Source organism: Coxiella-like endosymbiont (assembly GCF_030643785.1).
GTDB lineage: Bacteria > Pseudomonadota > Gammaproteobacteria > Coxiellales > Coxiellaceae > Coxiella.
Genome location: NZ_CP094378.1, coordinates 1,070,986 through 1,084,734, shown reverse-complemented (window position 1 = coordinate 1,084,734; position 13,749 = coordinate 1,070,986). Strand labels below are relative to the sequence as shown.

Below are 13,749 nucleotides of genomic sequence, written 5' to 3'. Positions count from 1 at the left end.
TATTGGATAATTTCCCTCTTAAGTTAAAAATTTGCCGTTCTTCTTTACTAAATGTAGTTCCTTTATTTAATTAGGAGGATAGTTAATAAAGCTTTAACCGAAATGTTAGTTTTGATATAAGGTTCTCCATTTTCGTCAGGTTTGAAGAGAAAATCTAGCATAGTGTGGCTATTATCCTTTAATAAATTAATGATTAATTCTAATGATTAATTCCATTTAAAATTGCCGACTTTTTTGCGAGCGATGCAGCGAAGCCAGTATAATTGCTAGGAGTGAGTGATTTTAAATATTCTTTCGCTTCCTGGGGAATAGGTAATTTTTCAACAAAGTCTTTCAATTGATTTTCATTAATCGATTTATCTCGAGTCAATTCTTTCAATTGCTCATAAGCGTCTGATACGCCGTATCGACGCATGACCGTTTGTAGTGCTTCCGCTAGTACTTCCCAATGAGAATTAAGGTCTTCCTTGATTCGATTTTTGTTAGCGTTTATTTTTTTTAGGCCTTTAAATAACGACTCATAGGCAACAAGCGAGTAGCCAAACACAGATCCCAAATTTCGCAAAACCGTAGAATCTGTTAAATCCCTTTGCCAGCGTGATATCGGGAGTTTATTTGCCATATGATCGGCTAACGCATTAGCGAGCCCTAAATTGCCTTCGGCATTTTCAAAATCAATAGGATTTACTTTATGGGGCATTGTTGAAGAACCAACTTCATTTTTTACGGCTTTCTGATAAAAATAGCCTAGACTAATATAGCCCCATATATCTCGGCAACAATCGACTAGAATATTGTTAAGACGAATTAGTGATTGTAAGAGCTCACTCAACCGATCATGAGGCTCAATTTGGGTGGTATACTCATTGGCTTCTAACCCGAGCGATTCGACAAAGCGTTTCGCAAAACCAGGCCAGTCAAAATTAGGATATGCCGCTTGATGAGCATTAAAATTGCCAACGGCACCATTTATCTTGGCTAATAATTTCAGGTTTGCAAAATGCTGATATTGGGAGTGAACACGGGCTACTATATTTGCTAATTCTTTGCCTAAAGTTGTTGGTGTAGCGGGTTGGCCATGAGTGCGACTCAGTAGAGGAAAGTTCGCGTAGTCTGATATCATAGCCTGCAAACGTAGTCCAATTTTTTTAAGAATGGGAACCAAAACTGTCTCACGAGCTTCATTAATCATAAGAGAATAAGAAAGATTATTGATATCTTCGGAAGTGCAACCAAAATGGATGAAGTGGATCAAATCCATGAATCGTTTTTCTTTTTTTAGTTCTTGTTGTAAATAATATTCGACTGCTTTGACGTCGTGATTGGTAGTTTTTTCGATTTCTTTAATCGTTTCTGCAGCTTGTAGATCAAAATTTTTTGAAATCGCTTCTAATTTTTCATAATCTGGTGTAGTTAATTTTGGAATTTCGGTAAGGAAGCGTTCACGAGATAAAAAAAGTAGCCATTGTAATTCAATTAAAATGCGGTATCGAATGAGACCATGCTCGCTGAGAATTGGTCGTAAATTATCCAATTTTTTATGATATCGGCCATCCAGAGGTGATAAGGCTGTGAGAGGAGTGAATTTCATAATTATAAAATCATACACGAGAGATTCTTTAAAATCACTATTGCGATTTTCGCCGTCGATGAACAATGATTTTAAATCGAATAAGCAGAGTAAACAATCGTTCGTGAAAAAAGCACTTGCTTGGGAAGGAACTTAGGAAATAGTGAGCAAAGCCGTGGATAATTGAGATTGCAGTTAAAGTTTGTTTTAGAGTAATATTTGTCCGCAATGGCAGGCAAATAACAGAGAGGGGCATCGGGATGATGAAATTTATTGATTTAAATCAACAATATCGTCTGATAAAAAGCACTGTCAATAAGAATATTCAGGCCGTCTTGGATCATGGACAATATATCATGGGTCCAGAAGTGGAGGAATTAGAACATCACCTGGCTGAATGGGTAGGTGTTCGTCATTGTATTACCCTTTCTAATGGAACAATGGCTTTATTGGTTGCATTATTGGCATTGGGGATCGGTCCAGGTGACGAAGTAATTACTTCGTCATTTAGCTTTTTTGCCAGTGCAGAAACTATTGTTTTTTTAGGGGCTAAGCTTGTTTTTGTCGATATTGATCCTCGTACGTACAACATAGAGCCTTCTCAAATCGAGTTTGCGATTACTGGGCGAACGAAAGCAATTATGCCTGTTAGTTTGTATGGTCAGTGCGCTAATATGAGAGCAATTAATGCCATTGCTCATCGTTATGGTCTTCCCATTATTGAAGATGGCGCCCAAAGTTTAGGAGCCACCCATTGGGGGCGTCAATCTTGTGGCCTTACGACTATAGGCTGCACGAGTTTCTTTCCTTCTAAACCCTTGGGATGCTATGGTGATGGCGGTGCTTGTTTTACAAATGATGATGTTTTAGCTGAAAAGATACGCTTAATTCGTAATCACGGACAACAAACACGTTATCGTCATATTCAAATTGGTTTAAATGTACGCTTTGATACCTTACAGGCGGCCGTTTTATTGGCAAAATTAGAAGTCTTCCCCGAAGAATTAAAACGCCGCCAACAAGTAGCGAAATGGTATTCCCAAAAATTGGGCGATCATCTTGTTACACCTCATATTGAGGCTGGGAATGTTAGTGCTTTTGCACAATACACTGTTCGAGTGGAACGACGACAAGAAGTTCGATCTGTCTTGAATAATGCAGGTATTCCCACAGCCGTTCATTATCCACAACCATTGCATAAGCAACCGGCCATTCGGAATTATCTGCAAGATGATTACAATTATCCTGAAGCCGAAATTGCAAGCCAGAAAGTTTTAAGTTTACCATTCCACCCTTATTTGATGGAAGAAGGAGTTGACTCGATTTGTGAAGAACTCTTGAACATGGTGACTATTAGCTAAATATTCTAACTTTTTAGAGTATCTTGATATTTTTTTTGCAGTCGGATACATTGCTCAGGTATTGAGCGCTAATCGATTTTTTTAGTAGAGAGGGTGGTTGTCCCCCAAGATACTTGATTCAAGTGACAAATTTATAGGAAATTAATTTCCATTTGCAGGAGCAAATAAATGAATCCACTAAAGGTTGTAGTTGTAGGAGCAGGCTACTGGGGGAAAAATTTAGTTCGAAATTTTGCGGAATTATCAGTATTAGGCGGTATTTGTGAATCTAATCAAACTCTGGCAAGACAATTTGCCGTCCAATATGGAACCGCGTTCCTTTCTTGGAAAGAAGTTTTAGATAGTCCAGAATATCACGCTGTTGCAATTGCAACCCCGGCTGTCCATCATGCAAAATTGACAAGAGAAGCTTTAGAGGCAAAAAAGGATGTATTCGTTGAAAAACCTTTGGCCCTAAAAATAGAAGATGCAGAAAAAAATTATCAAATTGCCTCAAAAAATAATCGCATTTTGATGGTGGGCCATTTGCTACAATATCATCCCGCTTTTATTACATTAAAATCTCTAGTTCATGAGGGGAAATTGGGAAGATTACAATATCTTTACTCCAATCGTTTAAATTTAGGAAAAATCCGCCGGGAAGAGGATATTTTGTGGAGCTTCGCGCCCCATGACATCTCCATGATTTTAAGCTTAGTAAATGAAGAACCCATTCTGGTAAAAACAATAGGAGGATATTTTCTCCATAAATCTATTGCCGATGTTACTACGACACATCTGGAATTTTCCAGTGGTGTCCAAGCGCAAGTTTTTGTTTCATGGTTACATCCTTATAAAGAACAAAAATTAATTGTGATTGGTTCTAAGGGAATGGCTGTTTTTGATGATACTAAAACTTGGAAGGAAAAATTAATTCATTATCCCCATCAAATTAACTGGCAAAATGGGATTCCGTTGCCGGATAAATCTGAAGCTAATTATATTCCTTTGCCAGAAGGTGAGCCATTGAAACAAGAATGTTTTCACTTTATAGAATGCGTGGTTACACGTAGCCAGGCAATTACGGATGCTCAAGAAGGTTTGCGTGTATTGAAGGTTTTAAATCAGGCTACAAACTCGCTTAAGTTGCATTATTCTCTCTCTTCCCAGTTTCCTAGTGTAGAACCAGAAAATTGTAACGACAACAACGCCTTTATTCACCAATCTGCGTTTGTAGATAATGGAGCGAAATTAGGTCGCGGTACAAAAATATGGCACTTTTCTCACATCTTAGGAGGGTGTCAAATAGGAGAAAATTGTATTATTGGACAGAATGTTATGATCGGGCCGGACGTTATCATTGGTAATCGTTGCAAAATACAAAACAATGTTAGCCTCTATAAAGGAATTACATTGGCAGATGGAGTGTTTTGTGGCCCTTCTTGCGTATTTACGAATGTAAATAATCCACGTGCTGAAATTGAAAGAAAAAATGAATTTAAAGAAACCCGAGTAGAGCGAGGAGTAATGATAGGTGCCAATGCCACCATTATTTGTGGGGTTCAATTGGGCGCTTATTCGTTTATTGGAGCAGGAGCAGTGGTTACTAAAGATGTTAAACCGCATGCGTTAGTGGTGGGCAATCCCGCTAAACAAATTGGATGGATGAGTCATGCCGGTGAGCGGCTGGGGTATGATTTAGTGTGTCCACGAGAAGGTAGACGTTACTATGTAACAGAAAATAATTTTCTAAAAGAGGAAGCCAATGAAGCGCTTGAGATTAGTGGTGGAACCATTTAAATGTGTGGAATAAGTGGAATTTGCAATTTAAATCATTTCTCTAATACGAATATAAAATTCCATCTTGAGGTAATGAGTAACTTGTTGTCGCATCGAGGTCCCGATGATGTTGGGAGTTGGTGCGATAGCCGATATAGTATTGGTTTAGCGCATAGAAGGTTAAGCATTATAGACCTTAGCGCCTCGGCACATCAGCCCATGATTGGAAGAAGTGGGAATGTTATTGTTTTTAATGGTGAAATTTACAACTATATCGAATTGAGAGAAAAACTTTCTCATAATTGGACATTTTTAACCTATTCAGATACGGAAGTAATTTTAGCTGCTTACGAATGTTATAGTGACGAATTTTTACAGCATCTGCGTGGAATGTTTGCTTTTGCAATATGGGATGAAAAGCGCCAAGAACTTATTTGTGCTCGAGACCGATTCGGTATTAAGCCTTTTTATTATACTATTGTAGATAACATTTTTTATTTTGCTTCTGAAACTAAGGCCTTACTTCCTTTCTTATCTGAATTAAATATAAATGTGAATGCCTTTAGTGAATATTTAACTTTCCAATATACGCTTGGCTCAGATACTTTATTTGAAAATATTAAACAATTGATGCCTGGAGAGTATTTGCGGATTTCTGGAAAAGAAATCAAATGTAGAAAATATTGGGATGTATTTTACCAAATTGATTATGATCATATACCCTCCTATTTTGAAAGGCGCTTGCAGGAGCTTTTGTCTGAAAGTATTAATTTGCATTTACGAAGTGACGTTCCCGTGGGTACTTATTTGAGTGGTGGTATTGATTCTAGCCTTGTTACACTTCAAGCTAACGCGCAGCAAGGGGAATTGCCTGGACTTTTTCATGGTCGATTTACAGATTATAAAGGTTATGATGAAAGTTATTATGCTCAAATAGTAGCGGATTCTATTGGCCAGCCATTGCATATTGTCGATATTAAATATACAGATTTCATTGAAAATTTGACTAAGATTATTTATCACATGGATTTTCCTGTGGCCGGTCCGGGTTCTTTCCCGCAATTTATGGTAGCGAAAAAGGCTGCTCAGCACGTTAAAACTTTATTGGGAGGACAAGGAGCTGACGAAATTTTTGGAGGTTATGCGCGCTATTTGATTGCTTATTTCGAACAATGTATCAAAGCTTCTATTGAGGGGACTGCGCATTTGGGTCACTTCGTTGTTACAGCCGAATCTATTATTCCTAACTTGCAAGTCTTACAAGAATATAAACCACTAATTAGTGAATTTTGGTGTAAAGGTTTATTTGAAAATCTTGATCAGCGTTACTTTCGTCTAATTGATCGATCGACAGATATGCAAAACGAAATTATATGGGATGAGTTAGATAAAGAAGCAGTCAATTTAAAGTTTATAGAAATATTTAATGACAGTTCTCGAGTAGGGAAAAAAGCCTATTTTGATAAAATGACTCGCTTCGATTTCAAATGTTTGCTTCCTGCCTTGCTCCATATTGAAGATAGAATGAGTATGGCTCATAGCCTTGAATCACGTGTTCCCTTTCTTGATCATCCGCTTGTTGAGTTTGTTGCAACTATTCCTGCAGATATAAAATTTCCTGGAGGGAAAATGAAACATCTACTGAAAAATACGTATAAAAATGTCTTGCCGGAAATATTGCTTAATCGGCATGACAAAATGGGATTCCCCGTGCCATTGAAAGAGTGGTTTTCGAATGAGCTTAAAGGATTTTTATTAGACACTTTTAGTACAATAAAAGTAAAAAATAGGCCTTTCTTTAATTATAAAAATGTATGGGATACTATACAGAATCAACAACGCAAATTTTCTCGTAAAGTTTGGGGGTTATTGAGTTTGGAGATATGGTATCAAACCTTTTTCGATAGACATATAGAATATAAGAAAATGCTAAATAACAAGAGTGTTTTTAAATAAGAATAGAAATCAAATAAATTTTCTATAGCGAGAGGATAATTATGAAAAAAATATTTGTAACGGGTGGTGCTGGTTTTATTGGCTCGCATTTAATAGACCGTCTTTTAACACGTGGTGATCAAGTGATGACAATTGATAATTATGCGACTGGACGACGAGATAACCTTAAACCGCATCCTAATTTAAAACTAATCGAGGATATTATTTCCAATGCAACATTGGTCCATTCCTTAATAAAAGAATTTAAACCCGACGTGATAGTTCATGCAGCAGCGTCTTACAAAGATCCTAATAATTGGAAAGAAGATGCACTTACGAACATTGTAGGAACGGCAAGTGTAGTTCAAGCTGCGCAAGTTGAAGGAGTGGACCGATTCATTTATTTTCAGACTGCATTGTGTTATGGCCTTAAACCCTTGGAGCAGCCAATTACTTTAAATCACCCTATTCTGCCAGGCGGCTCCAGCTATGCTATTAGTAAAACTGCTGGAGAGGAATATGTGCATCTTTCTGGGCTTAATTATGTGACTTTTCGATTGGCTAACGCTTATGGACCTCGAAATATTAGTGGTCCACTACCGACATTTTATAAAAGGCTTACTTCCAATCAATCTTGTTTTGTTATGGATACACGACGTGATTTTGTTTATATCGATGATATGGTGGATTGCATCCTGCTCGCTATTGATGGACAGGGACGAGGAACCTATCATTTATCATCTGGTTCTGATTACTCAATCAAAAAATTATTTGATGCCATTTTATCCGTCTTGGATATTAAAACGGATGTAGAAGTTAGAGAAAGACAGCCTGATGATGTGTTTTCTATTTTTTTAGATCCTTCACGTACCCAAAAAGACTTTAATTGGAACGTTAAAACACCTTTAAATGAAGGAGTTCTGAAAACAATTCAATACTATAAGGAATATGGTATTGAGGAAACTTACACTCATTTAAAACAAGAAAAAGAGAGTGAAAAGGTTTAACCATGAAAAATAGTAAGGTCTTAGTGGTTGGCGGAGCCGGGTTTGTAGGGAGTAATCTTTGTAAACGCTTTCTTAAAGCAGGAGCGGCCGAAATTGTAATTTTAGATAATTTCCTGTCGGCAGATATAGTTAATGTACCGAATGTGGATAAAATTCGCTTGATTAATGGTTCTTGTTCTGATGACAGAGTTTTAGCCCGTTTGGATAAAAAATTTGATTATATTTTTCATCTGGCTACTTATCATGGCAATCAATCAAGTATAGCTGATCCTGTTGAAGACCACAGAAATAATGCTTTGACAACATTGAAGCTTTGTGAGCACTTTAAATCTCGTGAAATTAAAAAATTTGTTTACGCCTCTGCAGGTTGCACAGTGGCTGAAAAAACTTTTGATGAAGCAGAGGCCACTAAAGAAGATAAACTAGTTTCTCTATTTTTGGATAGTCCCTATCAAATTTCCAAAATTATTGGAGAATTTTATGGTAATTACTATTGGATGCGACACAAGTTTCCCTTTGTAAAAGCACGGTTTCAAAACGTTTATGGGCCTGGAGAAATTTTAGGGGCTGGAAAATGGCGTGGAACTCCAGCTACCGTCTGGCGTAATGTAGTTCCGACTTTTATTTGGAAGTCTATTCATGAAGAATCGCTACCTGTCGAAAATGGTGGCATAGTTTCACGTGATTTTATCTACGTAGAGGATATTGTGGATGGCTTAATCGACTGCGCTTTGAAGGGAAAAACGGGGGAAGTGTACAATTTAGCTTCAGGAGAAGAACGAACAATTAGAGAATTGGCTGAGACCATTAATGCACTTACTCGGAATCCTGCATCCATTCAATTTGAACCTGCTCGGAATTGGGACCGTTCGGGACGTCGTTATGGAGATACAGTTAAAGCAGAGAAGGAAATAGGTTTCAAATCAAAGATTGGCTTGGAGAAAGGGTTACAAGAGACGATTAAATGGGCTATTCAAAATAGAGAAACCATCAGACGGTGTATTCTGCAACACCGCTTCTATTTGCCAGAACTTGCTTGTTATCAATTCAGTATAGAGGAGAGGGTAGTCTAGTTTAATTGTGGAATATTGATGATGAAGAACAAAAAAAGAAAAATATTAACTGTAGTTGGCGCTAGGCCTCAATTTATTAAGGCTGCAGTGGTAAGTTATCATTTTTGTACAGCTCCAAATCTGAATGAAATTCTGATTCATACCGGTCAACATTTTGATGATAATATGTCAGAAGTTTTCTTTAGAGATTTAAATATACCTTTACCTCAACATCAGCTTGATATAAATAATAAATCTCATGCTGAGATGACGGGTCATATGTTAATTGCTTTAGAAAAGATAATGTTGCAAGAAGAGCCAAATATGGTTTTGGTGTATGGCGACACAAATTCTACTCTAGCTGGAGCCTTAGTAGCATCTAAATTAAAGATCCCTATTGCACATGTCGAAGCCGGATTACGCTCCTTTAATAAATCCATGCCTGAAGAAATTAATCGCGTTCTTGTGGATCAAGTCAGTGCTATTTATTTTTGCCCAACTTTTCGAGCCGTCGAAAATCTTAAAAACGAAAATATTATGATTAATGTACATCACGTAGGAGATGTAATGTATGATATGGTGCAACATTTTAAAAATAAACTGAATTCAAAGCAATTCCTTAATGCTTATAATCTTAGTTTTAGAAAATATATATTTTTAACTATTCATCGGGAGACCAATGTAAGTGAAGTAAGCCAACTTCGGGATCTTTTACATTATGTTTATGATTATGCAAAACACTTCAAACATAAGATATTATTTCCCCTTCATCCGAGAACGAAGAAACGGATAGATCCTGATTTGTACGAAAAAATGAATGACAGCCTAATTATAGTTGACCCTTTAGGTTATTTTGAAACGCAAGTAGCCATCATGAATGCGCAATCTGTTTTCACAGATTCCGGTGGGTTACAAAAGGAAGCTTATTTCCACCGTGTGCCTTGTGTTACCTTACGTGATGAAACGGAATGGGTAGAAACAATTGAAAGGGGTTGGAATCGTCTTTGGAAAGTGCCTCAATATATCCAACCTTGCCAGGAAATTGATGAGTACGGAGATGGTAATGCAGCTTTTAATATTGTGAACACGATAAACGACTATTTAAATTAGATAATTATGAAGATTGCGTTAGTATATGTTAAGTTTACTTATGCTTCAAAGCTTTCCTACCTTGATGACTGGTTAGACGCCTTCATTTCATGCCCCGAGTTGGAAGTAGATCTAATTAATATTGCTACAGAAGACAGAGTTCTTGTCAGACAAATTCAGGACAAGATAGAGAAAGTTCCTTATATTATTCTCCATCATTCCGTTTTGGGCGATTCACTTCAATACATTCAACGGTATGTACAAGCATTTAAATATCGACGAGGAAAAATGCTTTGCTTTGTAGGTAATGAAGTTAACTTACCTATTCTGGGTATGAAACCCAAGTTAACCCTACTTAAACAAATAAAACCGCAAATTGTTGCGACCCAATTGTTACAAGCTGCGGGTGAATGGCTCTATGCTGACTGTACTTCTGCAGTTCTTTCAATACCTCATGCACTAAATCCCAAAGTTTTCTCCGCTAAAAAAACTTATGAGAAAAGATCGGTTGACGTGGGTACACGTTCTCATCGTTACCCCCCATCTCGGCGACGATGAGCGTAACCGACTTCTCGAGTATTTTGCTGATACAGTTCCAAATAAATTCCATTTGCGATGCAATGTGGATACTAGTACTCGGTTTAATAGAGAGGGATGGGCCGCTTTTTTAAATCAATGTAAAGCAACTATAGCAACCGAAGTGGGAAGTTTTTATTTGCAAAAGGACGACGCTTTAGTAGATGAAATCAACTGTTTTTTCTTAAAAAACAGTAAAAAGCCAATTTTTGAGGAAAGATCTTTCTTAAGAGCAATAGCAAGAGGACTTTTGCCAAAATTTATAAAAAATAAAATTAAGCAATATCTTATTATTCCTGAGGATTTAGAAAAGAACGCAGATTTTAAAGTTATTTATCATCAGATTATTAAAAAACATCTACCTTGCCCCGAATATTCGAAGACAATATCTTCTCGACATTTTGATGCTATTGGTACAAAAACTTTACAGATCCTTACCCTTGGACGTTATGCTGACATACTAAAACCTTATAAGCATTATTTACCCATTACGAAGGATTTTTCTAATATAGAAGATATTATCAATTCAGTTAAAGATAAAGCGATATACAAAATAGTAACCGAAGCTGCTTACGAGCATGTCATCAATAATCATACCTATCAGCATAGGATCGATCAGGTTATAGAAGCTTTGGGATAAAGAGAAGGGGTAAGCTATGTTTCATTATAGGTTTCATTATATCAGAACTATTTTATCCTTCATGAACGATAAAGATTATCAAAATTGATGATTTTGATAATTCTAATGGTCTTCGCGGCAGGAATCGAATCGAGCTTTGTGGGTGTCGGTTCGATTTTTTCTTATATAAAAATATTGGGAGATCAAGAAATTATAAAAACCAATTCAATTTTGAGTTCGATTTTTTTTTAATTTCTTCCATTTTAAAACTAACAATTCATTTCTAATGTTTATTGGTGGTTTAATATTTATAATGCTGGTCTTGAAGGCTGTAATGACCTGTTTAAATGATTTTTATTAGGCGAAATTTGTTCAAAATTTAAATACCCGAATTTCTAGATTTTGTATTAAAAGTTATATTTTAATGCCTTATCAAAGAGCAATTAAACTAAACATGTCTACCTTATCGAAAGGTATATTAATGGATGTTACCTACACTATAAATGTTGTGATCTGTATGTTGTCAATTGCGACAGATGTTATTGTGGCAATTTCTTTGGCTTGTTTAATTTTGTGGATAGATTTTAAATTGGTTTTATTTTCTGTTACGACATTACCTGCCTTGCTCTTTTTACCTTCAGCGCTTATGAATTTGATAGCTTTTCCAATGCTCTTAATTGTTCTTCTTTACTTGTTGTTTTCTCACGGAAATTTAGTTGCTATTTTACCGATAATCGGGTTATCGCTATTTCTATTCAAAGAATGTTACCATCCATGGCACGGATATCCTTGGTATAGGGTATTAGGAAATGTGAGGCAATACCATGCATGCTAATATTTTAGTCGTTCGCAAAGCTGTAGATAAGAATGAGACAATATACACAACGCAATATTAAATTTGAACGAGAGTTAAGATTAGAGAATATTGCTTACTAATATCCACAGGCAAAAGAAGAAACGTTAAAAAATATTATGCTGACAGTACCTAAAAATACTTCTTTAGAGATTTTAGGCGCCTCTGGAGCAGGAAAAATACGTTTCTGGATGTTATCCTTGGACTCTTGTCAGTTAAAAGTAGTTCTATTTACTGCGACGATGTGGATATTACTAAGCACAGCCATATGGATTTATCACATTTGTTGGGATATGTGCCTCAACATACCCTTCTTATAGAAGAGACATTATTGGAAAGTGTAGTTATAGGCATAGAAGAACATCATATCGATCATCAAACCATAGAACGGGCAATTAAGAATAGCACAATTGCAAACTTTAGTGAGTGAGATGCCGGATGAACTCAACACCCGGATAGGTGAAAAAGATTTGAAATTATCAGGAGGTTAACGCTAACTGGCTGGAATTGGCAGAGCCTTATATTATGACTCTAACATTATTGTTATGGTTGAGACAACCAACGCGTTAGATTTAGAAACAGAAAGTGAATTTAATGAAGCTCTACGGTTTTTAATGGGCAAAAGGACCTTAATCATTATCGTTCATAGACATAGTTCCATTTTGTTTTGTGATAATTTAGTAGTACTTCACAAAGGGAAAGTGGTTTCAGAAGGGAGTCATGGCGAATTTATGATTACTTCTGAAATATATAGAACCCTATGTGGGTTGGAAATGAATTAATGACCAAATTAAAGTTTGATATAGGTATAATCATTCCGGATTTAGGAGGAGGAGGAACTCAGCGTGTTCTTCTGAATTTAGTGAGAGAATGGTTACGACACAATAAGAAAATCTGTGTAATTACTTTTTCTATCGAAAACACAGATTTTTTTAAATTACCAGAAGCTGTTTCTCGAAAATGTATTGATTTTATTAAAGAATCTGAGGGATTTTGGGATGCAATCAGGAATACCTTTAAAAGAGTAAAAGCATTGAGGTCGTTAATCCGCGAGAACCGTCCCGCCTGTATTCTAAGCTTTCTTAGTACGACCAATATTTTGACGCTTTTAGCTACTCGAGGCATGAATATTCCTGTCATTATTTCAGAGCGAAGCGACCCAGCAAAAGAATATCTGAATATACGATGGAGTTTGCTCCGTTATTTGTTATATCGCCAGGCCACCGTTGTTACGGCGAATAGTTATGACGCTATTAGATTTTTAGAAAAATTTGTTAAGAGTAAAAAATTAAAATATGTTCCCAATCCCGTTCATATTGAAAAAACTCCGCGCCTACTAAAATATAATTTTCCTGTGGTTCTCGCTGTAGGGCGCTTAGGTTATGAAAAGGGTCATGATATTTTGTTACGTGCGTTTGCTAAATTTATTTGCCGTTATCCAATGTGGCGACTTGTCATTGTAGGTGACGGTAAGTTGCGAAAAGATTTGCAAAAACTTGCGTTTAGTTTGGATCTGGCAAACTCTGTTATCTGGTGTGGAATGAGAGCCAATGTTTTTGCTTATTATCATGCCGCTACGATTTTCGTTATGCCCTCTCGTTATGAAGGCACTCCGAATGCCTTATTGGAAGCTATGGGGTTGGAATTGCCAGTTGTGGTGAGCAACGCATCTTCAGGACTATTGGAATTTGTTAAAAACGAAGAAACTGGGTTAGTGGTACCTACAGAGGATGTAGAGGCCCTTGGTGCCGCTTTGATCTATCTTGCAGAAAATGAATCCTTGAGACAGCGTTTAGGTAGGACGGCCCGTCAACGAGTTGAGATTGCAAATCAATCAGCTTATCATATGTGGGATATTGTGATTGATGAGGCTTCTCAGTTGGCGTCTTGTTCTCAATAATTTTTCTGCTTCATGATGAAGCAGGCATT

12 protein-coding genes and 1 pseudogene are annotated in these 13,749 nt (G+C 36.7%); 12 read left to right on the top strand and 1 reads right to left on the bottom strand.

Going from position 1 to position 13,749, the window contains the following annotated elements:
• Window positions 1–206: 206 nt before the first annotated feature.
• Window positions 207–1,591, bottom strand: a pseudogene (gene purB / locus MRH55_RS05680) (adenylosuccinate lyase).
• Window positions 1,592–1,833: 242 nt separating this feature from the next.
• On the opposite strand from purB, the gene MRH55_RS05675 reads away from it, so the two are divergent.
• The 12 genes from MRH55_RS05675 (at window position 1,834) to MRH55_RS05620 (ending at window position 13,720) form a co-directional block, all read left to right on the top strand.
• Complete coding sequence (locus tag MRH55_RS05675; RefSeq protein WP_439647893.1) at window positions 1,834–2,931, top strand: DegT/DnrJ/EryC1/StrS family aminotransferase; 1,098 nt, start codon at window positions 1,834–1,836, stop codon at window positions 2,929–2,931.
• 168 nt (window positions 2,932–3,099) lie between these two features.
• On the top strand, window positions 3,100–4,710 hold the full coding sequence (locus MRH55_RS05670) for a Gfo/Idh/MocA family oxidoreductase (protein ID WP_304985259.1): 1,611 nt from the start codon (window positions 3,100–3,102) through the stop codon (window positions 4,708–4,710).
• The gene (gene asnB / locus MRH55_RS05665; RefSeq protein ID WP_304985258.1) at window positions 4,711–6,645 is read left to right on the top strand and encodes an asparagine synthase (glutamine-hydrolyzing); all 1,935 of its coding nucleotides are present in this window, start codon (window positions 4,711–4,713) and stop codon (window positions 6,643–6,645) included.
• A gap of 41 nt (window positions 6,646–6,686) precedes the next feature.
• Window positions 6,687–7,631, top strand: a complete 945-nt coding sequence (locus MRH55_RS05660) for an NAD-dependent epimerase/dehydratase family protein (RefSeq protein WP_304985257.1) — start codon at window positions 6,687–6,689, stop codon at window positions 7,629–7,631.
• 2 nt (window positions 7,632–7,633) lie between these two features.
• Window positions 7,634–8,704: an NAD-dependent epimerase/dehydratase family protein gene (locus MRH55_RS05655; protein WP_304985256.1), complete on the top strand. Its 1,071-nt coding sequence runs from the start codon at window positions 7,634–7,636 to the stop codon at window positions 8,702–8,704.
• Between the two features lie 18 nt (window positions 8,705–8,722).
• Window positions 8,723–9,793: a non-hydrolyzing UDP-N-acetylglucosamine 2-epimerase gene (gene wecB, locus MRH55_RS05650; protein ID WP_304985255.1), complete on the top strand. Its 1,071-nt coding sequence runs from the start codon at window positions 8,723–8,725 to the stop codon at window positions 9,791–9,793.
• A gap of 6 nt (window positions 9,794–9,799) precedes the next feature.
• Window positions 9,800–10,330, top strand: coding sequence for a hypothetical protein (locus MRH55_RS05645; protein WP_304985254.1), 531 nt, complete (start codon window positions 9,800–9,802; stop codon window positions 10,328–10,330).
• Window positions 10,281–10,988: a glycosyltransferase gene (locus MRH55_RS05640; RefSeq protein WP_304985253.1), complete on the top strand. Its 708-nt coding sequence runs from the start codon at window positions 10,281–10,283 to the stop codon at window positions 10,986–10,988. Before MRH55_RS05645 ends, MRH55_RS05640 begins: the two co-directional genes overlap by 50 nt.
• Window positions 10,989–11,448: 460 nt before the next feature.
• On the top strand, window positions 11,449–11,802 hold the full coding sequence (locus tag MRH55_RS05635; RefSeq protein ID WP_304985252.1) for a hypothetical protein: 354 nt from the start codon (window positions 11,449–11,451) through the stop codon (window positions 11,800–11,802).
• Between the two features lie 226 nt (window positions 11,803–12,028).
• Window positions 12,029–12,250: a P-loop NTPase family protein gene (locus MRH55_RS05630; protein ID WP_304985251.1), complete on the top strand. Its 222-nt coding sequence runs from the start codon at window positions 12,029–12,031 to the stop codon at window positions 12,248–12,250.
• 115 nt (window positions 12,251–12,365) lie between these two features.
• Complete coding sequence (locus MRH55_RS05625; protein WP_304985250.1) at window positions 12,366–12,602, top strand: hypothetical protein; 237 nt, start codon at window positions 12,366–12,368, stop codon at window positions 12,600–12,602.
• Window positions 12,602–13,720, top strand: a complete 1,119-nt coding sequence (locus tag MRH55_RS05620; RefSeq protein WP_304985249.1) for a glycosyltransferase family 4 protein — start codon at window positions 12,602–12,604, stop codon at window positions 13,718–13,720. The genes MRH55_RS05625 and MRH55_RS05620 overlap by 1 nt, the downstream gene beginning before the upstream one ends.
• Window positions 13,721–13,749 lie beyond the last annotated feature (29 nt).